The organism is Agrobacterium vitis (assembly GCF_013426735.1).
Classification (GTDB): Bacteria; Pseudomonadota; Alphaproteobacteria; order Rhizobiales; family Rhizobiaceae; genus Allorhizobium; species Allorhizobium vitis_D.
In genome coordinates this window covers 3,236,195-3,257,616 of the sequence record NZ_AP023272.1, presented here as the reverse complement: position 1 = coordinate 3,257,616, position 21,422 = coordinate 3,236,195, and the positions used below count along the sequence as shown (strand labels likewise).

26 protein-coding genes and 1 tRNA gene are annotated in these 21,422 nt (G+C 55.2%); 6 read left to right on the top strand and 21 right to left on the bottom strand.

The window, feature by feature from the left end:
- Nucleotides 1-79: 79 nt before the first annotated feature.
- Complete coding sequence (locus H1Y61_RS15250) at nt 80-1,126, bottom strand: LacI family DNA-binding transcriptional regulator (RefSeq protein WP_235680761.1); 1,047 nt, start codon at nt 1,124-1,126, stop codon at nt 80-82.
- An 860-nt stretch (nt 1,127-1,986) separates the two neighbouring features.
- On the opposite strand from H1Y61_RS15250, the gene H1Y61_RS15245 reads away from it, so the two are divergent.
- Nucleotides 1,987-2,886: a DUF1499 domain-containing protein gene (locus tag H1Y61_RS15245; RefSeq protein ID WP_180573101.1), complete on the top strand. Its 900-nt coding sequence runs from the start codon at nt 1,987-1,989 to the stop codon at nt 2,884-2,886.
- A gap of 40 nt (nt 2,887-2,926) precedes the next feature.
- Here the strand turns inward: H1Y61_RS15245 and H1Y61_RS15240 are convergent, their stop codons facing one another.
- The 3 genes from H1Y61_RS15240 to H1Y61_RS15230 all read right to left on the bottom strand — a co-directional run bounded on the left by H1Y61_RS15240 (nt 2,927) and on the right by H1Y61_RS15230 (nt 4,891).
- Entirely contained in the window at nt 2,927-3,838 is a 912-nt protein-coding gene (locus H1Y61_RS15240; RefSeq protein ID WP_180573100.1) for an MBL fold metallo-hydrolase, read from the bottom strand.
- 53 nt (nt 3,839-3,891) lie between these two features.
- Complete coding sequence (locus H1Y61_RS15235; RefSeq protein ID WP_174110195.1) at nt 3,892-4,188, bottom strand: cupin domain-containing protein; 297 nt, start codon at nt 4,186-4,188, stop codon at nt 3,892-3,894.
- 142 nt (nt 4,189-4,330) lie between these two features.
- A complete protein-coding gene (locus tag H1Y61_RS15230) occupies nt 4,331-4,891 on the bottom strand; it encodes a type 1 glutamine amidotransferase domain-containing protein (RefSeq protein WP_174110196.1) in 561 nt (186 codons plus the stop codon).
- 204 nt (nt 4,892-5,095) lie between these two features.
- Here H1Y61_RS15230 and H1Y61_RS15225 point away from each other — a divergent pair.
- The 4 genes from H1Y61_RS15225 to H1Y61_RS15210 all read left to right on the top strand — a co-directional run bounded on the left by H1Y61_RS15225 (nt 5,096) and on the right by H1Y61_RS15210 (nt 7,446).
- A tRNA-Gln gene (locus tag H1Y61_RS15225) sits at nt 5,096-5,169 on the top strand.
- A gap of 236 nt (nt 5,170-5,405) precedes the next feature.
- On the top strand, nt 5,406-6,395 hold the full coding sequence (locus H1Y61_RS15220) for a DUF7946 domain-containing protein (RefSeq protein WP_180573099.1): 990 nt from the start codon (nt 5,406-5,408) through the stop codon (nt 6,393-6,395).
- 132 nt (nt 6,396-6,527) lie between these two features.
- Nucleotides 6,528-7,217 (top strand): hypothetical protein, encoded by a 690-nt coding sequence (locus H1Y61_RS15215; protein ID WP_180573098.1) that lies wholly within the window; start codon nt 6,528-6,530, stop codon nt 7,215-7,217.
- 85 nt (nt 7,218-7,302) lie between these two features.
- The gene (locus tag H1Y61_RS15210) at nt 7,303-7,446 is read left to right on the top strand and encodes a hypothetical protein (RefSeq protein ID WP_180573097.1); all 144 of its coding nucleotides are present in this window, start codon (nt 7,303-7,305) and stop codon (nt 7,444-7,446) included.
- Between the two features lie 48 nt (nt 7,447-7,494).
- Here H1Y61_RS15210 and H1Y61_RS15205 read toward each other — a convergent pair whose 3' ends face one another.
- From H1Y61_RS15205 to H1Y61_RS15155, 11 genes are all read right to left on the bottom strand, one after another.
- Nucleotides 7,495-7,755 carry a hypothetical protein gene (locus H1Y61_RS15205; RefSeq protein WP_180573096.1) on the bottom strand — a complete coding sequence of 87 codons (261 nt, stop codon included), beginning with the start codon at nt 7,753-7,755 and terminating at the stop codon, nt 7,495-7,497.
- A gap of 196 nt (nt 7,756-7,951) precedes the next feature.
- Nucleotides 7,952-8,443, bottom strand: coding sequence for a hypothetical protein (locus H1Y61_RS15200; RefSeq protein WP_180573095.1), 492 nt, complete (start codon nt 8,441-8,443; stop codon nt 7,952-7,954).
- A 43-nt stretch (nt 8,444-8,486) separates the two neighbouring features.
- Nucleotides 8,487-8,675: a hypothetical protein gene (locus H1Y61_RS15195; RefSeq protein WP_180573094.1), complete on the bottom strand. Its 189-nt coding sequence runs from the start codon at nt 8,673-8,675 to the stop codon at nt 8,487-8,489.
- A gap of 117 nt (nt 8,676-8,792) precedes the next feature.
- On the bottom strand, nt 8,793-9,662 hold the full coding sequence (locus tag H1Y61_RS15190) for a hypothetical protein (RefSeq protein ID WP_180573093.1): 870 nt from the start codon (nt 9,660-9,662) through the stop codon (nt 8,793-8,795).
- A gap of 274 nt (nt 9,663-9,936) precedes the next feature.
- Entirely contained in the window at nt 9,937-12,606 is a 2,670-nt protein-coding gene (locus tag H1Y61_RS15185; protein WP_180573092.1) for a phage tail tape measure protein, read from the bottom strand.
- Nucleotides 12,607-12,617: 11 nt separating this feature from the next.
- Complete coding sequence (locus tag H1Y61_RS15180) at nt 12,618-14,243, bottom strand: terminase large subunit (protein WP_180573091.1); 1,626 nt, start codon at nt 14,241-14,243, stop codon at nt 12,618-12,620.
- Nucleotides 14,243-14,626, bottom strand: coding sequence for a phage terminase small subunit P27 family (locus H1Y61_RS15175; RefSeq protein WP_180573090.1), 384 nt, complete (start codon nt 14,624-14,626; stop codon nt 14,243-14,245). Before H1Y61_RS15175 ends, H1Y61_RS15180 begins: the two co-directional genes overlap by 1 nt.
- Nucleotides 14,623-14,937, bottom strand: a complete 315-nt coding sequence (locus H1Y61_RS15170; protein ID WP_180573089.1) for a phage head closure protein — start codon at nt 14,935-14,937, stop codon at nt 14,623-14,625. Before H1Y61_RS15170 ends, H1Y61_RS15175 begins: the two co-directional genes overlap by 4 nt.
- Complete coding sequence (locus H1Y61_RS15165) at nt 14,937-15,350, bottom strand: DUF3168 domain-containing protein (RefSeq protein WP_180573088.1); 414 nt, start codon at nt 15,348-15,350, stop codon at nt 14,937-14,939. Before H1Y61_RS15165 ends, H1Y61_RS15170 begins: the two co-directional genes overlap by 1 nt.
- Nucleotides 15,347-15,778 carry an HK97-gp10 family putative phage morphogenesis protein gene (locus H1Y61_RS15160; RefSeq protein WP_180573087.1) on the bottom strand — a complete coding sequence of 144 codons (432 nt, stop codon included), beginning with the start codon at nt 15,776-15,778 and terminating at the stop codon, nt 15,347-15,349. The genes H1Y61_RS15165 and H1Y61_RS15160 overlap by 4 nt, the downstream gene beginning before the upstream one ends.
- On the bottom strand, nt 15,768-16,070 hold the full coding sequence (locus H1Y61_RS15155) for a head-tail connector protein (RefSeq protein ID WP_180573086.1): 303 nt from the start codon (nt 16,068-16,070) through the stop codon (nt 15,768-15,770). Before H1Y61_RS15155 ends, H1Y61_RS15160 begins: the two co-directional genes overlap by 11 nt.
- Before the next feature lie 173 nt (nt 16,071-16,243).
- Between H1Y61_RS15155 and H1Y61_RS15150 the strand changes: the two genes are divergently transcribed.
- Entirely contained in the window at nt 16,244-16,753 is a 510-nt protein-coding gene (locus H1Y61_RS15150; protein WP_180573085.1) for a hypothetical protein, read from the top strand.
- Between the two features lie 5 nt (nt 16,754-16,758).
- Here H1Y61_RS15150 and H1Y61_RS15145 read toward each other — a convergent pair whose 3' ends face one another.
- The 6 genes from H1Y61_RS15145 to H1Y61_RS15120 are packed head-to-tail and all read right to left on the bottom strand — an operon-like array spanning nt 16,759 to nt 20,975.
- Nucleotides 16,759-17,103 carry an HNH endonuclease signature motif containing protein gene (locus tag H1Y61_RS15145; RefSeq protein ID WP_180573084.1) on the bottom strand — a complete coding sequence of 115 codons (345 nt, stop codon included), beginning with the start codon at nt 17,101-17,103 and terminating at the stop codon, nt 16,759-16,761.
- Nucleotides 17,100-17,696, bottom strand: a complete 597-nt coding sequence (locus H1Y61_RS15140; protein WP_180573083.1) for a hypothetical protein — start codon at nt 17,694-17,696, stop codon at nt 17,100-17,102. The genes H1Y61_RS15145 and H1Y61_RS15140 overlap by 4 nt, the downstream gene beginning before the upstream one ends.
- A gap of 3 nt (nt 17,697-17,699) precedes the next feature.
- Nucleotides 17,700-19,241: a phage major capsid protein gene (locus H1Y61_RS15135; RefSeq protein ID WP_180573082.1), complete on the bottom strand. Its 1,542-nt coding sequence runs from the start codon at nt 19,239-19,241 to the stop codon at nt 17,700-17,702.
- Nucleotides 19,238-19,576 carry a gene transfer agent family protein gene (locus H1Y61_RS15130; protein ID WP_235680760.1) on the bottom strand — a complete coding sequence of 113 codons (339 nt, stop codon included), beginning with the start codon at nt 19,574-19,576 and terminating at the stop codon, nt 19,238-19,240. The genes H1Y61_RS15135 and H1Y61_RS15130 overlap by 4 nt, the downstream gene beginning before the upstream one ends.
- On the bottom strand, nt 19,552-19,737 hold the full coding sequence (locus H1Y61_RS15125) for a hypothetical protein (protein WP_180573081.1): 186 nt from the start codon (nt 19,735-19,737) through the stop codon (nt 19,552-19,554). The genes H1Y61_RS15130 and H1Y61_RS15125 overlap by 25 nt, the downstream gene beginning before the upstream one ends.
- Entirely contained in the window at nt 19,734-20,975 is a 1,242-nt protein-coding gene (locus H1Y61_RS15120; protein ID WP_180573080.1) for a phage portal protein, read from the bottom strand. The genes H1Y61_RS15125 and H1Y61_RS15120 overlap by 4 nt, the downstream gene beginning before the upstream one ends.
- Nucleotides 20,976-21,422 lie beyond the last annotated feature (447 nt).

Genomic DNA, 21,422 nt, shown 5'->3' with positions numbered 1-21,422 from the left:
CGGTCGCGTTCGGGGTCTGTCTACAGGTTTTGGGCTGATATTCAAGCCCCGGTTGGCGGCTGGTAAGCCACCGTATGGTTCACTGTTTGGGACGGCGGGTGGAGCCTCGGGCGATCAGTTCGAAACCGAGATCCGTCGTGTGTTTCTGGCGGCTCTTGTCCTGGCTGCGGATGATCATGTCGGTGGCGCGAAAGCCGAGTTGATAGAGCGGGGTGCGCACCGTCGTCAGGCCAGGCACGGTGTGGGCGCAATAATCGAGGTCGGTGAAGCTGCACAGTCCGAGCCGGTCGGGAATACTGATGCCGCGCCGCTGGCATTCGAACAGCAGGCCAAGCGCCAGGTCGTCATGACAACACAGGACAGCATCGACCTCGGGATCGGCGGCAAACAATGTGTCGAGCGTCTTGCCCGCTGATCCGAAGCAATCGTTTGCGTCCACATTGACTTCGAGATCAGGATTGTAAAGCCCTGCTTCCCTCAGCCTGTTGCGATAGCTCTCCAGCCGCATCCGCACTGGAATATCGGTACCGGTCGAGCAAAAGGCGATCCGGCGATAGCCCACATCCAGCAGATGCCGGATGGCGACATCGGCGGCGGCGGCATTGTTGATGCCGATGGCCATATCGACCGGCGGATAGCTGATATCGATAAACTGCACGACAGGGCAGGGCGCATCATGCAGCATTTCCGTCACCCGCGGATCGACCTGCACACCACCAATGATGATGCCTGTCGGCTTCTGCGCGAAAAATTGTCTGAGCTGGTAAAGCTCTTCGTCGGGATCGTAGCGCGTATTGACATATTGGATGCGCAGGCCCGTGCCCCGGGCCCGATCCTCGATACCCTTCATGACCTTGGGGAAAATATTGGTGCCGAGCAGCGAGGACAGGACGCCGATTGTATTGCTGTTTCGGCTGGCCAAGGCCCGCGCGGCGTAGTCGGGCACATAGCCAAGCTCCTCGACGATTTTCAGAATCGTTTCGCGCAGTCCTGGAGAGACTTTTTCCGGCTTGTTCAGCGCCCTTGAAATAGTAATCGGGCTGACGCCGACTTTCTCCGCAACTTCGGTCAATGTCAGGCGATTGCCCGACGTCCTGATTTTTTTCCCCACTCTGCCCCCGGTCATTTGCTTGCGCACTCATTTGCTGGCACTGCGGATATTCACCTTGGATAAACGTTCCGCCTATCGGGATCGGCAAAGATCATGCATGCCGTTATCGCCGATTGTGTCCTCCGCTTTTGATTTCCTGTCGGAAATCATTGAAAACGAGCCATGTTCATTACTTTAAAGATATCTCAAGCCATTGAATCTGATAGAATTTTAAATTTTCTGAAATCTGCCGCATGTCTGGATATCTTTAAGCAAAAGGCTTTTATGTCGGTTCATGTCATGCACCCCTCCCAAGGCTCCCACCCACCGGTTTTTTCCAAGAAATAGACCGGAGTAAATATTGACACATTCTAATAAGCACTTCAGAACAAGACAACCTGAACTTAAGAGTAAAGCAACTAAAAATTGCTGAATTCCTCGTCCTTTACATTAAAGGTGTGGACGCGGCAGTCAGAAAAGATCGGTAAGCTAGCCTGGCCGTACTGTGTTTCCATGACAATGTTGCTCGGTTCCGGTTGGCGCTACGGATGAAATTATGCAACAGAAATAAGCTATTATAGCGAATATTCATACAACATATATGCAGCAAGTCCTCGCAAAGCGCCTTGCGTTTTATCAAGTGCGCGAAGGATGTTTTGCGGCAACTTTCCTGAAATCGATTCCGACCGGAGAATTTATGCGGTATGGGGTGAGAGAGACTACGGTTTCCAGCTGCAAGGCTGTACATGCATTGAAAGCTGACACTGTCCGGTCATCGACCGGGGTTTTTGATGCCTTTGAGATCGTGGAAATTTTGATACCTGCTGCACAATTTCAGAACTCGCCATTGGTTTCAGACATTGTTCAGCAGAAGATCTGGAGACGGCGCATTCCGCATGACCATCCGTTTCATTCGTCCCGTTTCCATTGCCGCCCGCTGGGCCTGGAGGCTGGCGGTTTTGTCCCTGCTGTTTTTGGTGGCGGCCTGGCTTGGGTTCCGTTTCGGCCCGCTGTCCATGCCGAGCTTCGTGCTTGCGGTTCTGCTCTGTGGCGGGTTGGCGGCGCTATCGGTGCCGTTTGCTCTCTGGGGCCTGTGGCGGCTCTGGTCGATCGGCGCCAAGGGCGGCTTGGCTGCTAGCCGGGCGTTGGTCATTGCGGCTCTGCCGCTTTCGGTGCTGGGGCTGGCGGCTGAGCGCTACCAGACCCGACCGATGCTTTATGAAGTGGTCAGCGATACCGCCGATCCGCCCGGCTGGATCGTGTCCCCAGCGTCGAAATCCAGCTGGCTGCCGCGCCCACTGAGCGATGCCGTTGTTCAAGCCCGTCTACAGGCGGAGGCCTATCCAACCCTGACCGTGCGCCGCTATGACGGAGCGTTGGATCGGGTCTATCAGGCGGTGCGCAAAGTGGCTTCCGACCAGCGCTGGAGCGTAACGGCGACGCGCGGGGCAGCTTATGCCCGCCCGGATTTCCAGGCTCCGACGGCGGTCTCCGGGACGCCTGCCGGGCCTGCACCTGTGCCGGTGCCAATCCCGCGACCGCAGCCGCAGGCCCAGGATCTCATTCCCGATAACGAGCCGCCCGGGGTGATTCGCATCCAGGCCAGCACCCGCAATTTCATTCTTGGCTTCCCCTTCGATATTCTCATTCGGCTGCGGGAAGAAGAGGAGACGGTACTCGTCGATATCAGGGTTTCCAGCCGCTACGGTCCCCACGATCTCGGCTTTGCCGCCGCCATCGCCAATGGCTACCTGACCGCGCTGGATGGCGAATTGCTGGGTATCGCCAGCCAGTGATCGCTGATCGGACCGGTGATATCTTCAGCTCATGTGCTGATCAAGCCGGGTGAAACCGGCTGTCGGCCAAGGCTGGCCCTTCGCATTGGACAGCGCCCCTTGCCACCAGATCCTCCAGATGCGCCAGAATAGACAGGACAGCGGGCTTATAGAGATCCGGGCTGATATTGTGGTAAATGGCGGCCAACATCTCGTCTATCGTCCTGTCTCCGGCCTGAATGCGGCCAAGAATGGTCTCTTCGCGGTTCAGTCGATGGCCTTTCAGCCGGGAGACGTGGTCGAGGGGAGACAGAACCGGCCCGCCATGCCCGGGCAAATAGGCAAGGTCGTCGCGCGCCAGCAGAACATCCAGCGAGGCCATGTAATCGCGCATCGATCCGTCGGGTGGCGCAATCACCGTTGACGCCCAGGCCATGACATGATCGCCGGAAAACAGGATGCCGGTTCCAACGAGCGCAAAGGCGGCATGGTTGGCGGCATGGCCGGGGGTCAGCACGGTTTCCAGTGTCCAGCCGTCCCCCTTCAGCCGCTCGGTGTCGCCAAGGGTGAGGTCGGGGGTGAAATCGCGGTCGCCGCTTTCGGTAAAGGCGGCCGCCTCACCGGGGTGCAAGGGGCGCGCCAGCCGGTGCCGGCCCTCGGCCACCAGCTTTGCCCCGGTCAGGTCTTGCAGCCGCAGGGCAAGGCCGGAATGGTCGCGGTGGGTATGGGTGACGATGATATGGCTGACTTCGCGACCGCGCAGCGCCAATTGCAAAGCATGGAAATGCGCAGGGTTATCGGGGCCAGGATCGATCACACAGACGGATTTTTCGCCGACAATATAGGTATTGGTCCCCATATAGGTCATGGCGGAGGGATTATTGGCCGTGACCCGTTCGACGCCGCCAATAATGGGGATGCGGCGTCCATGGTCTGCATGATAATCGGCGCTGATATTCGGTTGGATTGTCATGGTCTATCAGAACTCAAGGGCGAACGATGCCAAGAACAGGACATGGCGGCCTCTCATTTATATTCGATTTCAATAAAGCTCATCGGTAGCGTGCCGCCATTGACGACATTGTGCTCCACGCCCGCCTCGCGCCGGTAAGCCTCGCCAGCCCGGCTGGTGACGCGCCGTTCGCCAGCCGTGTCCTCGATCAGGAATTCGCAATCCGTCATTGGCACCACGACATAGCCAAGTCCATGGACATGATGGCCGGTGGCGGCACCCGGCTCAAAATCCCAGCGCGTCACCCGCACCACGGCATCATCGATCAAAAGCGTGGAAATGGCAGGCGGGCGGGCGGAATATCCGGGCATGTCGAAATCCTTGTCACACAAGCATGTCTCGAAAAAATCCTATGATAAACATGCTGGTTGCGGAGTAAAGCTGTTGACGCACCAAAAGAAAGCACCCCGTTCCAAGGAAAGGGGTGCTCCATTTTTTAAATGGGAAAAAAGATCAGGCGGCGCGCCGCTCATGGCGGCCTTCTTCGACCTCCTCGACGATTTTGGCGACGAACGCATTGAGATCGCCGGGATTTCGCGAGGTGATGATGCCCTGATCGGCAACCACGGTCTGGTCAACCCAGCGAGCACCGGCATTCTTCACATCGGTGCGGATCGAGGCATAGGACGTTGCCTGACGGCCGCGCAACGCATCAGCTTCGACCAGCAGCCAAGGCCCATGGCAGACAGCAGCGACGACCTTGCCGGACGCGACGAAATCGCGCACCAGCTGAACGGCCTTGGCATCGGCCCGCAGGATATCCGGATTGATTTGACCACCGGGAATGACCAGCGCATCGTAATTGCTGGCAGAAGCCTCTTCGACAGTGAGGTCTACATCGACCGTGTCACCCCAGTTCTTGTCATCCCAGCTTTTGATCGGTTCTTTTTTCAACGAGGCGATGGTCACTGACGCGCCCTTGGCCTTCAACTGATCCAGCGGAACCCGCAATTCCGAACGTTCATAGCCATCAGTGGCAAGAATAAGGATCTTTGCTTCATTAATCTTTGTCATCTCTAAGTCCTTTTCTGTTTCGTGGTGGTTCATCATCACAACAGATGGAGCCGGGGATCGTTCCGTAATTTCTTAACCTTTGAGTGATGATGTTCCTCGTCGCTTTCCACGGAAAATATCAAATCAGCGATTGCAGCCCGTGCGCGCTTTTGCTAATGACCGGCATGCCAAACGCGCGGCATCATTGATCCGCGTGCATTGTGATGGGGCGTAGCCAAGCGGTAAGGCAGTGGTTTTTGGTACCGCCATCCCTGGTTCGAATCCAGGCGCCCCAGCCACACTATGTTTTCTAATTGATATCAATAAGTTAATAGTATTGGCAATTCAGAAACCGGAACACTTTTTCGGTTCATGAAGGCGGTCAAACGTTGTCTCTCTGGTTGTGCAATCTACTTTTGTTGGCCGTCGATCGTATCCACCTCCCTGAGAGGCGGGAAATTATGTCGATCTTGCACTGTCCGGTTGAGCTCGTCAGTATAAGAAACTGATTCTCGGACTAGGAGGGGGTGGGAGATTGCCAGAAAAAATACAGTTTCATTTTGAAGGCAGGTTAGCAGATCAGCATACGCTAAATTTCTATGAGGCGGCGCGATTCCAGTATGCTACGGCTAGGCTCGTCGTTAAGCTTGCGCAATTTCGTGATCTTGGTCGCTTTAGTAAGCGGATTCATGCGAGTAGCAATTTTGACGTGCTACTGGAAACGCATAAAGAAGGATCGTTCGACATTACGATCCTTGCTCCATTGGTAATGGCAGGATACGATGCCTTCGTCAGCACAAGTCTTTCCACCCTAATGACTTATGTCTTCGAAAGAATTGTTGGAAAGTCTTCTGACAGTGAAGTGGCCAAGTCTTTGAACAGTGTTCAAAAGATCACGGATACCTTCGGCCAAATCAGTGAGAACAATACTGATCAGATGAAGCAGGTGCTAGAGTTTGTTGATAAAAATCAGGATCATCTCATTGCTATGGCCGACAAAAATGCAGAGCTTTACGAGAGGCTGCTTGCGGAAAGGGAGCGGGTGAATCTGCTGGGAGCCAATAGCTTGGAGCTTCATAAAATTGACCCTGTTCGCGAGCAAAAGCTGATCTCAATGTCCGCGCCGCTTGTCACAGAAATGGCTACTGTGCTGCGAACAAGTGCAGATAGTTTGCAGGTAATAGCTCGAAGCAATACGTCTGGAAAGCCGCGTAATATTTTATATCTAAATAAGAAAATGGCTGAAGAAATTGAAAGCGATGTTGTTGATCAACAAATGACTTCGATACTTGGAAATATTATACAATACAATAAAGAAAGTGGATGGGGTAAAGTTAGGGCAGATTTCCCTAATTCGCCAATGAGTTTCAATATACCTTCGGATGTTAAATCGACGTTGCAAAGTAAAATTCTTGCAGCGATGGGGAGGGAGAAAATTTATATGAGAACCTACGTCGTGAGGAATAAAGCCAAAGAAGCGACAAGACTCGTAGTGGTTGGCCTTATGGACATGCCTGTCGCTTAATCACGGAAGCCGCAGTTGCGTTCCTAGTTTACTTGAGGGTGCCACGACACGTCAACGTTCGACGACTTTTCTAGGTTTTCCTGGTCGAATTCTACAACGAACCTGCTTAGCTAAATAAGAGAGGATGAACAAATGGTTGGGGAAGAAGGCTTCAAGGCTATCGCAGAAGTCGCGAAAACTACCGGCAAGGCAATAGACACCGGAGAAAAGGGAGGTCGTTATTTGGCTGAAACTTTCCGAGAAGCGATTAACGCTTGGGCAGGTGCCGCTGCTGATTCAGCTAAAGGATTTAGAATAAGGAACCGCGCATCTGTAGCTATCAAGACCGAAAAGCACCTTCGAAATTTAGGGCTTGATGAGAGTTTTCTCATATTCGAGGAGCGTGCAGCAATTCCTTTGATAGACGCGCTATCTAATGAGAGCGATGACGGGCTGCAAGATATATGGGCTTCATACATCTCTAACGCCGCCAATCCAAAGAATAATTCCATTGGCATAACTGCTTTGATCACCAATGCAATCAGTAAACTTGAGCCGGAAGATAAGATAGTGTTAGATCGTCTTTTCGAAGTTGATCTAGAAGAAATGCGGCAGGAGCCTGTTAAACTAAAGGCAGAGGACTTTACGGTCTCCTCGGAAGGCCTGAATTTTTCTCTTACAAGGTTTGTCGCATTGGGTCTCTTTTCCTGCGATAATTCGGGAACCGTTGGATTTGCAGCCAGCGAATCTCATCGGATGCCTTGCAACGTTGAGATATACACAGAAATCGGATGGTTTCGGGCGCTCCCTCTTTTGCTGATGTTCAAACAGTCGGTCATGTGATTCTTATTGAATTCCAAAATTTGAACTAGGGTGCACTTACGTGCTATAGCTCAATGATACTCAAGTGAGCGCAGGGATAATTGCTATGACTGTTAAATCGGGAACATATCATCCGGCAGACGCCGGTTGCTATGAGCCGCGTCCGCAGACGACGCCCGTAGACTATGTGGCTCTTGGTCAGTTGGCAATCAAGCGATTCCCGAAGGTGCATGCTGTCCTTGCCAAGTGAACTATCTTCGCTGCTAAAAGAAAGGCCCGCCGAAGCGGGCCTTAGCGTTTAAAGGGTTGCTGCAATCTCGTTTGCTCGTTCGAGACCCTTTTTCCCCGTGATCAAAGCGCCGATATATCCGGCTGCGAAAAGAAAATGATGAGGGTCGTCCGGCATAGCTTGCGTGGCTACCTCTGCGGCCTTGATCAAGACGGCGAGCTGGTGAATGTCGTCTTCTTCTTTGCCTGAAGCGTCATGATGCCGTTTGCGGTTTGCATCAATGATTGCCTGAAGATCTGGCGAGAAATGCGATTTGGGAGCGTTTGCCATTATGCGGCTTCCCCTCTCGTTGCATCTTTATTTGCCCGGCTCTTTTCTCCGAAAGCAGGTTTGAGCGCCGGCGTTGCCGCAGGGCGGTTACTTGTGGTATTTTCGAACGTCATTTGAACTCCTTTGTTTGGTGACACTGAGATAGAGGGACGGCGAAGCTCTGCGACCAAACTTCGCTTTGCCGTTCCCCTTCGGGCTATTCACCCTTCACCTTCCATTGTGGAAGGGTCCACCGGACCTGCTTAGATAACTGGTCGCGATATTTTGTAAGCTTGACGATATCCGCCAAAGCCTGTTTGCGTGCGTCCGGATCGTTGAGGTCAGAGGCCTCTAATTCCGCGATCCTGGCGTTGATTTCTTGTTCCTTGTAGCGGTTGATCCACATTGCAAGCGTGTTCGCAGCGTCCAGGTAATGCCCGACCATGCGTTCTGCCCGGCCAAGCGCACCGCGATAGGGGCCATCTGTCTCTTCCACCCAATCGGGATCGTGATCGCCGTCCGCAGCATAATCAGGCAGAACGTCAACCCCCGACCATTCGAGATATGTAGTCACGTCAGACCAGTGGTCTGCCATGAACTCATGGAAGGGCATCTTGAACGCCTCATCAGCATTGCCGACAGCTTCCTTTTCTCGTTCTTTTAGCCGCTCGCGATATGCGCGCTGATATTCGGCTGCGGTCTTGACCATCGATAACCCCCGTTGTGATGATCTAACATTTAACACGTTATTGTTAAGATGCGAGCGCATATTTGAAGGCCGGTTCCGGTTTGCTGTGTGCCGGCCAAATTCCGGTGACTTCCCCAAGTCGAGCAATGAGTTCATCGCGTCCGCCAAGCAGGGGGATAGCCTCAACGAGGCGGTTCACCACTTCCTCATACAGATCATCCGGCAGGTAAATTTCATTCATTTCAGTCTGCATTTCCCACGTCCTATGATTGAGTTAACGCGAACAAACATCCCAGATCTAACGCAACATGTAAAGTGTTAAAATTAATAAAAACAAATAATATCAGATACTTAGTAAGTAAAAATTGATTTATCGGCGATTTCTCCGTGCGATTTTCTGTCTGGCTAGGCTGGCTTCATACTCATCACGCGCACCGGCGCGTGTTGCGTTGCACTGATAGACGATTTTGTCGGTGCCAAGCGCTTCAGCCGTCTCGTGGAAACTCTTGCGCATGTAAGCGGCCCATCCGGTAGCGCTCCAAAGCCGACGGGTGTCGGTTTCCCGTCCGGTGGCCGGGACTTGCAATTTTCCGCCCGCACACTTCAGGGCTTCCCGGAAAGACTTCCGTTCACCGCGCTCCAGGGTCGCGATACCATGGGCATGAAGTCGCCCGGTTGGGCTGACTTCCAACGCCAGTGAGATCGGCACGGCGTGGCCAAGCAAGGCCTTGCAGCGTCGGTTGATAGCATCGGCAAGCGCTTTAGCCGGACGTTCTTCTTTCTGAAGCTTCGCCTGCTTCTCTGGGGTCAGGTTCAAGGTGAAGGTAACGGACTCACTGCGGAAGGCGTAGTCGCGGACACGGCGTTCCCGATCATCAGCTGGCAGTCGTTTCCAGGCCTTCGATTTCTGGTGAGTGGCGCGGCCTGCCTTGATGGACGTCTTTGCGTGCCGGCCTCTAGGCTTATGTTCTTCCTGATGGGCCTCATACCTTCGAAGCTCAATAGTGACGAGTGTAAGATAGGCAGGCTTAGGGGGGTTTGTATGGTTGTTTGCATATACTAGAGCCTCGTCCCCGTGAGAGGCGGGAACGCCTTGTGCCGTAGGGGTTTCGGCGGGATTTGCGCATGCCGAAAATGTTGCAAAACACTCGTTTTTGCAGATGTCTTTTGTTGAGCCTTCGTCAACAAAAACCACAGGCAATTGTTGACTTTTACCCTGCGTCGGGTAATATAGTTCCATTCATAAAACCTCTAAGGGCTCGGTCTTCCGTCGAAAGCGGACCGGCCCTTTATTTTTTTGCACTGTCTCATTGTAGCAATTTGCAATTATACAATCAAATGTCTAGTTACCTTTGATTTTAGGTCATTAGACAAGAAATTTATACTGAAGGATATTGACGAAAGTTATGCCTTGGTGAGAAAATAGCCGCGATCAAAAGCGGCATTGTGCTGCTAGACAGATCAAAATTGATTGCGAGCGCCGGAAGTCAGGGATGACCTCCGGCGTCTTGCGTTTATCTGCCGCGTCCAGCGCTGAGTAGATTACCCGGTCTCATTTGCTGCTGGAGTTCTGAAACTACGACCGAGCGCATCGTCGCTTCCATTTCGCGCGATACCTGTTTTGCGAGGTCGGCGTTTTGTTCTGGCGTTCCACCGCCTGAAGTGTTCACCGTTACGGGGGTGGAAATGCTGATGTTTTGGACTGATGAGGCATTATTGTAGCTGGGCTTCACGTCCGCAGCGCGCAAAGCAGGGGTATTCCCGACATAGCCCCCTTCATCATATCCGCCACGAAGCGCCCCACGGTGCATCGCCTCAAGATTTCCCAGGCCGATGCGGCGCGTTGCTGCCTTTGACATGACGTATTCGCCCTTATGGACGACGCCAGCCGGTTCATGTTTTCCGCCGTCGCCAGTATAGCCACCGTCCGCGAAGCCAAAGATTGACCCGAGGATACCACTGCCGGTGCCTCCGCCGCCAAACAGGCCGGAAAGCGGTCCTTTGCCGAGTAGCGCCGCCTGAAGGCTGGCATCAACGAGACTGTTTAAGAGGCCTTTCAGCGCCCCCTCAAGGGTCTGTGTGCCGGTGAGGAGGCCTGATAAGCTGCTGGTGAAGCTTTCGGCGAAATAGACCTGCGCATTTTTCAAACCATCCGTGGAAGCCGCGACCTTCTTGTTTTCTCCATCAATCTGTTGTGTCAGGGTGATCTTCTCGCGGAGCTTGGCGATTTCCTCTTCTGACAAGGTAATCCCGGCGCGCTTAGCCTCTTGTTGGGCTTGATAGACCGCAAGCTCAACCTGTTGCTGCGATGCCGACATGCTGGAGATCGACTGTTCGAACCGTGCGAGATCAAGGCCTTCTTGCACCGTCTGATTCAAGCTCTTGCGGGCGGCGTCCTGCTGCTTGATAAGTTCGGTGCGTTGCTTTTCGCCATCGGTCGGGGCGAGGGGCTGGGCTGCGGTCGGCGTGCCGTTATAGGTGCTGCGAATGGTGCCATCATCCACGCGGTTAAGGCCGCTCCACTCCTGCCGAAGCGCTGCCGGATCACTACCACGACGGCGAAGAAGGGCGCGGGCAAGTTCGTCCTGGGTCTTTTCATCATAGAGACGATCACCGGACAGGCCGAGTTCCTTGATAAGGCCCTCTAGGGTCGCGCCCGTGATCTGGTAGCGGCCAAGCGCGGACGAACCTTTGCCGTCGCCGTAGAGGGCGCGGTTCGCCGGGTCAGCGAGCATTTTGCGCTGAAGTTCACGCACCTGATTGAGCGTCATGCCCGTGAGGTTCTGAGCGCCGCCCGTCCACCGGCCATTGTCGAGGGTCGCGTTATAGTCCCCGCCGCTTTCTACGCTGGCGATGAGATCAAGGATATTATCGTGCTTGCCAAACTTGGCGATGCTCTTGGCGCGGTTTGCAAGGTCGGTCGCGTTCATGACCTCGCCCATCGTCCGGGCGCTGTTCACGGCCTTGTTGTAGGCCACGTCGATGCCGTCCGTCGTGGCGAGGGTGTCGAGTTCGGCCTTCAGTTCCGGGACGAGGTTCTTCAGTTCGATGAGCGCGGTCTTGAAGTTCCTCGCTGCGGTCGTGTTCGACATGAAACTGTTGCCGACATTAGTTGTCATACCGGACAGTTCTCGGAGCGCGGCCTTCAATTCGTCGCTGCCGCCTCCCAGAGCGACGATCTGGTCTTCGATGGCAGCGAGAGCCGCGCGAAGCTGGCGAAGTTCGGTCTCCTTCAGGGCGTTGAGCGGATTCGCTTCTGTTTCGGCGATTTGCTTGGCAAGGTCGGCACGTTGAGTCTGAAGGCGCTGAAGCTGTTTATCGGAGCTGTTATAGCTGGCGACGGCAAGATTGCGCGCGCCATTGGACGGGTCATTGATATAGCCGATCACCTTCGATGCGACGTTGACGCTTTCAACGGCGGCCTGCTTGGCGTAAACCATGAAGTTGCGCCACATGGTCGAAAACTCTCTGTCAATCTTCTTCGCGGCTTCAATCTGCTCATCGGTGAAGGTTGCGGCCTCGCTGCGCATCTTCTGGATTTCGGCGACGGACAGGCCTAGCACTTTCGCCATCTGTTCCGCGCCGGTCCCGCCGAATACCTCGTCAAGGATGCGGGTCTGTGCTGCCGCGTCCATCTTCTGAAGCTTGCCGATAATCTCATCAAGGAAGCGGCTGGGGTCTTTCAACTTTTGCGCAACGTCGGTCGCGGTATAGCCGAGACGCTGGAAAGCCTCTTCAGCGCTGCCCTTGCCGGTCTTGGCGAATTCGTCGCCGCGAATATTCAGTTCCTTGAGGGCATCGGTCACGCCGTCGATGCTCATGCCGGTGCCAGTGGCGACATAGGTCCACTGCTGCCATACCTTCGATGAGACACCAGCTTTACGGGCCTCACGGTCTACTTCGGCGACGCTGTTCGCGATTTCCTTCAGCGCAATGGTTGCTCCACCCATGCCGGCAACAAGAGCACCGCCACGCACCAGTGGGGCGAACATCGTTTCGAGCTTGCTACCAATGGACGACGCGGCGTTACCCATCGTCTTTTCCATGCTCTCTGCCGACTGCCGGGCGCGGCCTTCCATCTTTCGGAAGTTGTCGTTTGTGGCTTTGGCCGCCCGGCTCATGTCCTTCTCATACTTGTTAAGCCGGGCCTCCAGGCTCACGACAAGGCGCTGTGTGTCGTCCATTTTGGTAATTCCTATGCTGCTTCTGACCAAAGATGGTCGAGGTCGTTGGGGTCCATGTCGAGGATAGAGCGTCGGATGTCGTTTGCTGCGGCACGAAACACGGCCATCGCTGCGGCGACTGCACCATCAATGCGGTCGGTTTTCTTGCCCTTGTGCATCCGCACGAGGCCGGTGTCGTTACGGCTGGCGACGACGCTATCGAAGTGGTGTCGAAGGACCGGGTTGCCACTATGGCGAATGTTGGAACCGTTCACGACGCGCTCAAGGGTGCCGATGGCCGGTCCCATGGTGAGCGGACCCTGCCGCATCTCGATTGCGGGCAAGCCGTCATTATGAAGGCGCTGCATTGTCATCCGGGCAAGGTGCGGGTCGAAGGCGATTTCCTGCACGTTGTCGTTGTCGGCGCAAATCTCGCGAATGTGCTGTTCCACGGCTTCCGGTTCGATCACCGGGCCATCAATGACGGTAATCTTGCCTTCGTCGCGCCACTGTTCATATGGCACGCCGTCACGCTGCGAACGGCCTTTAAGGTCGTCGCCGGGAACGAAAATCCAAGGATGGACCGAAATCCGGCCATCGTCATGACGCCACGCGCCGACGACTGCGGTTAGGTCGCCGTTCACCGACATATCGACGCCAAGGAAACAGGGAAGCGATGCCAAGTCCGCAAGATCGAAATGCGGATCAAACCCTGCGTCATAGGTCGCCATATCGAATAGCGGATCGCGGGAATGGGCCTGCCAGATATTCAAGTTGAACTGCTGGAACGCAAACCGTTCGGCGGGCCGGTCGGCTGCTTCCTTCGCGGCGGTGCGAAGGGCGTTCAAGTTTGGGAAGCCATGGGCAAGGCCGGGATTAACGCGGTGCCAAACGGCTTCGTCCTGCCAATCGTCGCCGGGTTCTGCTTCGAAGATGATCGGCAGGTATGCCGGGTTGTCGATCTCACCGAGCGCGACCTTGCGGGCATAATCGTATTCGGTGAAGCCGAGATTTTCAGAACCACGGCCGGCCGTCGTGGCGATCACCATGAGCGTGCCGCTGGTCTTCACCATACCAGACTTCAGGGCTTCCCAGAGGTCTCGACCCTTCCAAACGTGAATCTCGTCCACGAGAACGAAAGCAGGCGTTTTGCCGTGCTGGGCAGCGCCGTCACTGGAAATAGCCTGAAGTTCGACACCTTCGGACTTCAGGGCGATCTTCTTGGCACTGTTATGGGCGTCATAGATGCGGGTCGCCGCTACAATCCGCTTGTCCATGCGGACGATGTTCGCCGCTTCCTTGAAGCCAAGGCCGGCTTGCTCACGGTCGGATGCGGCAAAAATCACTTGTCCGGCTGGCACACGTTCCGGGCCGATCGTATGGAGCAAGGCGATCCCTGCCGCGAGACTGGTCTTACGGTTGCCGCGCGGGATCATCCAGAACACGGTTTCGACAATACGCCTGCCGTCCGGGTGCCGGGGTCCATAGATTCGGCGAACAATTCGTTCCTGCCAATCGTGAAGCTGGAAAGCCGAATTTGGCGCGGTGCTGTTCGGATGCTTCAGCAACCGGAGAAACTTCACGGCACGCTCGCCGTAACCGAAGGGGTCGGGAATATTACTGCCGTCGAAGATCCAATCTGGATAGGTGGTCGCCATTAATGCACCGCCAACGGATTATCGCTGTCATCTACATCGGCCGCGGTGCCGACACGGGCGCGCGATACCGGCGAGAGGCCGTATTCGGCGGCAAGCTGTCGTGCCGTCTGCATTGCCCGATTCTGCATTCCAAAAAGAGTCTTATCCAGCCCGGACGAGCGAAAAATCGTTTCGATCTCGCGGACACGGCCCACGGCGACACAGTAATTTTCGACGCCAGTTAGATCGGCTTTTGTGATGATCCGATCTTCGATGAGGCGCGGCATAATTCGTTTCCACTCCGCGCGAGCCTCATCGGTCATCCACTTTGGAGCCGAAGGTGCTTTCGTTAGAGGTGCGCGATCCGGTGTGAGTGCAGGCTTCACGCCGCGAAGATGGGTCATGTCGTGGCGACCGCCCGAAGCTCAAGGCCGCGCCGTCTACCGATTTCGGTGACTTCTTTCAGGTCATAAGTCGCACCGTTATAGCTCACGCGGTCGGCGGTTGTGATGCCGGCGAGATATCGGATACGGAAAATGACGCTGTTGCTCTCTGCTTCACCGAAGCCAGTCAGGAATTCAGACGCCGATTGCTGCACGATCTCCGCACGCACGGTGTCAAAATTCGTCCAGGTGGCGGCCACCGCGCCGGATGGCTTCACAGTTTCAATCTGTCGTTCGATGGTGATAATGCGATCAAGTTTCCCGGCGCGCATTAAATGACCCACCGGATGAGGGCTTCGGCGGATAAGACGCCGTGTCCATAGGCTGGATTTGGATCACGGGGAAACCGTGACGCTGTGACGCGGAAATGATCGCATGCACCGCCTTCAATTTTAAGGGGGTTGTCGAGCGTTGAAATAACCGCGCCTGCGATCTCTTTGGCTGCATCCTGCCCGGCGTCAAGCGTCCAAACATGCAGGTCAAGATAGACCCATGCTGTGCGCTGGCTGCGGTAATCGTGGCCGTGCAACGTGGTGCTGCCATCCGACATAATGATGGCCGGCGTCTTGTCTGGTCGCGAGCCACCGGCGCGAATATGTTCGGAAGGCACAAGAGCCATGATGGCAGGATCGGCGATTAAGCTTTCGCGAATTGCAGTTTGAACGGCAAGCGTGGGTTCGATCATTGCTTATTCCATGCGTCTTTAACGGCCTTCTTCGCGGCACGATTGATACGGTTTTGCAGGCGCTTACGTAGCAGGCGAAGCGCCGGCCAAAAGAATGGCTGGGCGTCCGTGTCGGATGTGCCGTATTCGACAAGGTGCGCATAACGGACATCGGTGTTTCCAGCGGTGACGATCACCTCTGTGTCACCGGCAACACGCGATCCGCCCGGTTGCGAATATGCTGGCGTCGATTGGCCGGGCATAGTCACAGTAATGCTGTCGATCAGTGCGCCGGTATCGCGCGACGTTTCGGCAAGTGCTTTTTGAGCATTGGCAAGCTCTTGGCCGGACTTTAGAAGGGCTGGCATGATGGCTTCGCGCGGTGCGCGCCGGGCGCGATCCATAGCCGCAAGCGTCTTGGCGAGGCCGTTGTCCTTATTATTCGCCATTGCCAAACCAATCTTCACGGTAAGAATTGGCGATATTCGTCACGCCGAGCGGTGCAAACTGCATGGAAATGCCAGCTGCGATAGCCTCGCGTTGCTCATAATAATAGGAAGTCAGCAACAGCACGGCATGCTTCAGGTCTGCCGGGACAGGATCGAAGGTGGCGAGTTGCTTGCCGATGAAGTTGCCGAGCCAAGCGTCTGCGGCTTCGATATAGAAGGAAATCAATTCATCGTCAGTCGTGCCGTCGATGTTCATATGTGATTTCGCGAGCGAAAGCGTGACGCTGCTCATGCGTTTTCGACCTTTCTGGAAAAAATTATATTCGTGCTCTCTTGAGCGGTGCTCCCGGCGCCGGTCCCCGTAAACCCGTGGAAATCAAGAACCACCCCCGGGTGCGTTCTTGTTGTGCTGGTTGAAGAGGAATAGGATTCCGACCTAGGGGTAAGAGAGCGGAGAATTGTGAAATGGATCTTTCCACCTTCAATGAAGCGCTGGGGCTTGCGTCGAGTGCTGTCGGTCTTACCGGCAAGGCGGCTTCGACCATCTCGACGATAAAAGGAATGTTCGAAGGCGGGAAAGCGCCTGACAACAGCAAAGCATCTGAGCTGCTCAATGATCTTGCTGCTGAACTGACTATGGCGAATATGGCTAACGTGCAGCTTAGTCAGGCGCTGAAGACGCTCAGCGCTGAATTGCAAGCGCAACAGGATTTTGACAAAGAGAAAGCACGCTATGGCCTTTTCCAGACCATTGAGGGAGACATGGTTTACAGGCTGAAAGAAGCGATGGCTGACGGGCATCCCACCCATTTCGTCTGTCCGGTCTGTATGAACCGTGACAGGCTTATCAGCTTCATTGTAGGCGAGAGTGATTTCAAGGTTTGCCAAACAAACAGAGATCACACCTTCAGATTTAAGAAGACGGATTGGCAGAGTGGGCGAGTTAGAACAAACTTCAATCCGCACGACTTTTGATCGCTTCATAACGCTCTTTCCTGCCGTTGCTTGATGGAGTTGTGGCAGGGTGCGCAAAGGGGTTGCCAGTTGGTGCGGCTCCAAAACAGGTTCTTGTCACCACGATGTGGGATAATGTGATCCACGACAGAAGCTGGTTTGCCACAACCGGACATGGCGCAATAAGGATGCGAGGCGAGGTATTCGATCCGGGCCTTGCGCCATTGATGGTCGTAGCCGCGTTCGCGGGCTGAAGCACGCCGGGCATCATGGCGCTGGTTACGTTCGCGGGTTTGGGCGCGCTGGCATTCGCAGAGGACGCCATGGGCCACGACACGGCCACAAGAACAGATGCGGGGCGGCTTGCTCATCGACCGTGCCTCTGGATGTTGCTGCGCAAGGCCTCGAGGCCGTTGCGGTCGAAGCTGGCATCAGGCTCAGGCGTTGCTGCTTGCTTCTCGTCCTCTTCGCTGCTGCCATGAACGGCCTTCAACTTGGAGATATGGCCGGCATAAGCGCGGTCGATCTCGGTCGGCGTGCTGTTCCAAGCAGTTTCTGGCGACCAATTGAGCCAGCCGGTCGCGTGTTCGAAAAGGGCGGCGTAGTATTCCGCCCATGGCAAAGGCTTGCCGGTGTTGGTAACGGGCTTCGCGTTCGGTGCCGGTGCCGGCGTCAACATGCTGACTAACTGATAGAGAGGCGCTTGAACGCTGCGGAAGAAGGGTGAAAGTGGCCTTCCGCTTCCCGCCCCAAGGAAGGCCACTGCATCCTGTCGCGAGGTGGAACACGTCAGGATGATATCAGAAACAATTGTGAAGTCGCATTCGTCCAGCGCACGGAAGAGTGCCGGAAAACTATAGCGGGCCTCAAGAGTGGCAGCGGCCCGCAGGGTCGGGCGAAGCGTCAAGGTGCTGCCACCGTGCGCAATCGCCACTTCCTCATATGCGGGCCGCTGGTATGTCATGGTTTAGGCCGTTGCCATCTTCAGCTTGCGGAAGACGTCGGCGCGGACCACGCCAGCGCCGACGCGACGGCGAGCATGGAATCGGATCAGGCCTTCGGTCGCCAGAAGATAAGGGTTCGGGCGAACCTGAAGCTCGATGCGGTCATAGATGCGATAACCGGCCTTAAAGTCGCCGAAGATGATCGGGAAGGCGTTCGCGGCAACATCGGGCATATCGAGAAGTTCGACCACCGGACGGCCAAGGATGGTTTCGGGCTGGCCTGCCTGATAGGACGGTTGCCACAGATAATTGCCGTTGCCGTCCTTCAGAGTGCGGATGACGGCGAGCGTGGTGCCGTTCATGGCCCACGTTCCGCGATTGCGGTAAATGCCCGGCAGCAAATACATGAGCTTGATGAGCGCGTCGGCGTTCAGATTGGTGGCATGGCCGTTAAGGTTGCTGGTGATGCCTGCTTCGGCCATGAAGCCCTTCGGCTCAAGGGCTGCGCTGCCGTTGACGAATGCGAGGCCTTCCTTCGCGCCAAAGTCTTCGGCCAAAGCGAGACGGATTTCCTGTTCGACGTCATGGCTGGCATCTTCAATGAGCCAATTGCCAACATCGACGTGCGTGGTCATTTCCTTGACGGAAAATTCCATCTGGTCGAACGTCGGTTCGGATGCCTCAGACGCAACTGCTTCGCCCTTCCACTTTGCGTTCGTGACCGTCAAGCGCTTTGGTAGAATGACGGTGTGCGAACCGGTCGAACGAACATCAGCGATGCCGCGCACCGGTGAGAACTCGACGAGGTTGCGAATGAATTCGCTGCTGGTTTCTTCCGGGGCCAGAATGTAGCCGGGCGCATCGCTCGACACGGTGAGCGCCTTCTTCACCATGTCCGGTGCGTCTTGGTAGCCGGTGCGGAGGAAATCGCCAAACACCTTGCGCGCGTTGTCGTTTTCGCCGTTGGGCTGGTTATTATTTGAAGCAAGCGGGCGGTTTGCCTTTGCCTCTAGTTTGTCCATTCGGGCCTTGATGGCCTTCAGTTCCTGCGGGGTGACAACCGGGTCGGTGTTTGTCTCCGAGGCATTCTCGATTTCGCTTTCCATATTTTCCTCGATCTGGGATTTGATAACGGTGATGCGGGCGCCCGGATGAATCGGGCGACGGCAAAGGCTGATTTCATTGATGGTGATGGACTTGAAGACGCGGCCACCGACGCCATGCGGTTCAAAGCCGGTGTGACGGAAGCCAATGGATAAGCCGCCGATCTTCCCGGCCTTCAGTTGCCGGTGGGCATCACGGGCAGGTTCGATGCCTTCCACAAACAAATGGCCCTTCACCTCCAGGCCATTGTCGGTTTCGGCGTAGGTTTCCCAAACGCCGACAACTTTCTTCTGGTCGTGTTCCATGACCATTGGCACTGAATTGGCGAAGGAGATGGTGCCTTTCTCGATAACGTCACCGACGCTATCCGGCGATCCGAAAGGCCATGCGATGCCGGTAACGGTGCCGGTGTCGTCAATCGAGACATCAGCCTTGATTTCGAGGCTCTTAGGTTCAATCATTTGCTAGCCTCTTCCGGCTTGCCGCTCCATCGAGCATCCAGAATGTCAAAGGCAAGAGGCAGCACCTCCATAATAGGGCGTGGCTTTGCGTAAGTATCGACAAGGGCCTGCGCTTCCGCTGGCGACGACCCGCCACCGACTAGGCCGGTGCGGATGATTTCAACGATGTCGGCAAAATGGAAATCTTGCCGCATGAAGCGGGCATAGAGCGCGCCGACGCCAACGCCGGTCTTGCGTTGCAATTCATCGATCATGGGAGATGTGAGGGTGAAGGTCTTCTCTCCGTCCCCAAAATAGGCGGTATGAGAAATCATGCGGCTGTGATTTTCTGCCATAGCCGGAACGTCCAGCCGCTGCCGATATAAATGCCGGCTCCGGCCTGCTCGACAACGCGGGCTGCTGCTGCACGAGAAGTGTCATCGAAGGCCGGGTTGTCTTTGATCGTGCGGGCGAGAATCATCACGTCGCAAATTGCTTGTCTGAGTTCGATCTTCATGCTGCTTCCTTCGGTGGTTCACGATTAGCCGGATCGGTCGTGGTTGCGGTCGTGTAGGGATTTGCAAGTTCATTACCGCCCGGTAGCGCCGGCAGGTTCATCGCGGCGCGGACTTCATTCGGCGTCATTGCGCGCATAGCGACGAGCTTGCCGAAGATTTCGGCGCGACCTGCCGCATCAGCACGCTGAAGATCATCAATGACGAACTCGAAATAATGATCGTCGTGCTCTACATCGGCGAGAAGCACGGTCGCATAGGCGTCCTGCCACTTATCCAGCCAAGGCCGGAGGCAGAGCTGAAGAAAGCTTGCTGCCATCTGCTCCGCGTTACTCCAGGTCGCTCTTTCCAATTGGTAGAGCATGGAGGGTGGAACGCCGAAGATGCGAGCGATGTCGTTGATCTGTTCAAGACGGTTTTCGATGAACTGTGCATCAGTGCTGGTCAAAGCAATCTGTTGGTATTTCCAACCACTGTCCAGAATGAGCGGCGAGGATTGTTTTCCGCCGCTAAAGGCTGTGCGCCACGATCTGAAGATGTTGCTGATGGTCTTTGCGCCATTGTCTTCGCCGACAAGCGCCTTGCCCTCATTGAAGATCATCGCAGCCGGGCGTGCGCCGCTCCCAAACAACTGCGCGGCATGTTTTTCAAGAAGAGAGGATATACCGATGGCCTCGCGGCCAAATTTGACCGGTGAGACGTCGCCGAAAGCAGGGATATAAAGAACGTCACGATAGGAAAGCCGCCGCTGTCCGCGATCTGTCGAAACCATATAGAAGGGCTCACCATCGTCTTCGCAACTGCGCTGCACCTTGGAAGGGTCCAGTCGGTGCAGCTCTAAGGGGCGGTCGTCGGACGCGCGGACTACCTGCGCATAGCCAGCACCATGAAGCAGGGCGTCAATCGTGAGGTCGATACGAAGCTGTCCTGCGCTGGTCCAGTCGTTCGCACGGCTATGGGTGATCTTATGGGCGGGATGATTCTTGGCCGGTTCTTTGCTATCCTCGACTTCGCGGTAGAGCTTGCAAGGCACTGAACCGACGTTTTCAGAGATTAAGCGGACGGCTTGAAGAACTGCCGGGACTTGCATCGCCGAATATCCAGTAACGGACACGCCGGATGCGGTCGGAATGACGCCGAAAATGTCGTTGATAACAGGATCGGAAAGCGAAAATGCCTTATGCTCCGGCGGAAGGCCGATAGCAGTCTTAACGGCAGTGAACGCCGAGGCAAATTTCATCTTTAGCTCCAGAATTTATATCTGGAACTATTGTCTCATGGCCGGAATCCGCTGTGAATCCCTTTTTTGAAAATAATCCTAAATATGAAAATAATCCCTCAATTAAAGGCGTTTCTATTTGAGTATAGACTAAATTTTTATACCCTTGGGGCTTGTTTCTGACCGCGTTTCCAGATGATTTAGAGTCATCGCAGCGCTCTGCTGCGGAACCGAGCTAACCTGCCGCCTTAGATAAGAGTGGAAGGGCCTGGCTACTCTGTAGTTCCTACATCGGAGAATCGAATGGCATACTATTGCATATCGTTTCGCATCGCTGATCAGACTGCGGTGGGTAGATCTTATGATCAACGGCGCAAGGGTCTGATGGAAGCCGCGCATGCTCAGAAAAAGGGATTGTGGGACAGCACGACGTCTTTCATTCTAGCCGAGTCGACGTTTGACACCGTC

What these genes read in the sequence shown, in the direction of transcription:
- H1Y61_RS15235 (WP_174110195.1), bottom strand. Translation starts at nt 4,188, where the DNA reads ATGCCCGGATATTCCGCCCGCCCGCCTGCCATTTCCACGCTTTTGATC.
- H1Y61_RS15130 (WP_235680760.1), bottom strand. Translation starts at nt 19,576, where the DNA reads ATGGCAGAAAATCACAGCCGCATGATTTCTCATACCGCCTATTTTGGG.
- H1Y61_RS15135 (WP_180573082.1), bottom strand. Translation starts at nt 19,241, where the DNA reads ATGATTGAACCTAAGAGCCTCGAAATCAAGGCTGATGTCTCGATTGAC.
- H1Y61_RS15230 (WP_174110196.1), bottom strand. Translation starts at nt 4,891, where the DNA reads ATGACAAAGATTAATGAAGCAAAGATCCTTATTCTTGCCACTGATGGC.
- H1Y61_RS15240 (WP_180573100.1), bottom strand. Translation starts at nt 3,838, where the DNA reads ATGACAATCCAACCGAATATCAGCGCCGATTATCATGCAGACCATGGA.
- H1Y61_RS15205 (WP_180573096.1), bottom strand. Translation starts at nt 7,755, where the DNA reads ATGGCAAACGCTCCCAAATCGCATTTCTCGCCAGATCTTCAGGCAATC.
- H1Y61_RS15180 (WP_180573091.1), bottom strand. Translation starts at nt 14,243, where the DNA reads ATGGCGACCACCTATCCAGATTGGATCTTCGACGGCAGTAATATTCCC.
- H1Y61_RS15175 (WP_180573090.1), bottom strand. Translation starts at nt 14,626, where the DNA reads ATGACCCATCTTCGCGGCGTGAAGCCTGCACTCACACCGGATCGCGCA.
- H1Y61_RS15150 (WP_180573085.1), top strand. Translation starts at nt 16,244, where the DNA reads ATGGATCTTTCCACCTTCAATGAAGCGCTGGGGCTTGCGTCGAGTGCT.
- H1Y61_RS15170 (WP_180573089.1), bottom strand. Translation starts at nt 14,937, where the DNA reads ATGCGCGCCGGGAAACTTGATCGCATTATCACCATCGAACGACAGATT.
- H1Y61_RS15145 (WP_180573084.1), bottom strand. Translation starts at nt 17,103, where the DNA reads ATGAGCAAGCCGCCCCGCATCTGTTCTTGTGGCCGTGTCGTGGCCCAT.
- H1Y61_RS15245 (WP_180573101.1), top strand. Translation starts at nt 1,987, where the DNA reads ATGACCATCCGTTTCATTCGTCCCGTTTCCATTGCCGCCCGCTGGGCC.
- H1Y61_RS15160 (WP_180573087.1), bottom strand. Translation starts at nt 15,778, where the DNA reads ATGGCGAATAATAAGGACAACGGCCTCGCCAAGACGCTTGCGGCTATG.
- H1Y61_RS15165 (WP_180573088.1), bottom strand. Translation starts at nt 15,350, where the DNA reads ATGATCGAACCCACGCTTGCCGTTCAAACTGCAATTCGCGAAAGCTTA.
- H1Y61_RS15140 (WP_180573083.1), bottom strand. Translation starts at nt 17,696, where the DNA reads ATGACATACCAGCGGCCCGCATATGAGGAAGTGGCGATTGCGCACGGT.
- H1Y61_RS15195 (WP_180573094.1), bottom strand. Translation starts at nt 8,675, where the DNA reads ATGCAGACTGAAATGAATGAAATTTACCTGCCGGATGATCTGTATGAG.
- H1Y61_RS15210 (WP_180573097.1), top strand. Translation starts at nt 7,303, where the DNA reads ATGACTGTTAAATCGGGAACATATCATCCGGCAGACGCCGGTTGCTAT.
- H1Y61_RS15190 (WP_180573093.1), bottom strand. Translation starts at nt 9,662, where the DNA reads ATGGAACTATATTACCCGACGCAGGGTAAAAGTCAACAATTGCCTGTG.
- H1Y61_RS15185 (WP_180573092.1), bottom strand. Translation starts at nt 12,606, where the DNA reads ATGGACGACACACAGCGCCTTGTCGTGAGCCTGGAGGCCCGGCTTAAC.
- H1Y61_RS15120 (WP_180573080.1), bottom strand. Translation starts at nt 20,975, where the DNA reads ATGAAATTTGCCTCGGCGTTCACTGCCGTTAAGACTGCTATCGGCCTT.
- H1Y61_RS15125 (WP_180573081.1), bottom strand. Translation starts at nt 19,737, where the DNA reads ATGAAGATCGAACTCAGACAAGCAATTTGCGACGTGATGATTCTCGCC.
- H1Y61_RS15200 (WP_180573095.1), bottom strand. Translation starts at nt 8,443, where the DNA reads ATGGTCAAGACCGCAGCCGAATATCAGCGCGCATATCGCGAGCGGCTA.
- H1Y61_RS15250 (WP_235680761.1), bottom strand. Translation starts at nt 1,126, where the DNA reads ATGACCGGGGGCAGAGTGGGGAAAAAAATCAGGACGTCGGGCAATCGC.
- H1Y61_RS15215 (WP_180573098.1), top strand. Translation starts at nt 6,528, where the DNA reads ATGGTTGGGGAAGAAGGCTTCAAGGCTATCGCAGAAGTCGCGAAAACT.
- H1Y61_RS15155 (WP_180573086.1), bottom strand. Translation starts at nt 16,070, where the DNA reads ATGAGCAGCGTCACGCTTTCGCTCGCGAAATCACATATGAACATCGAC.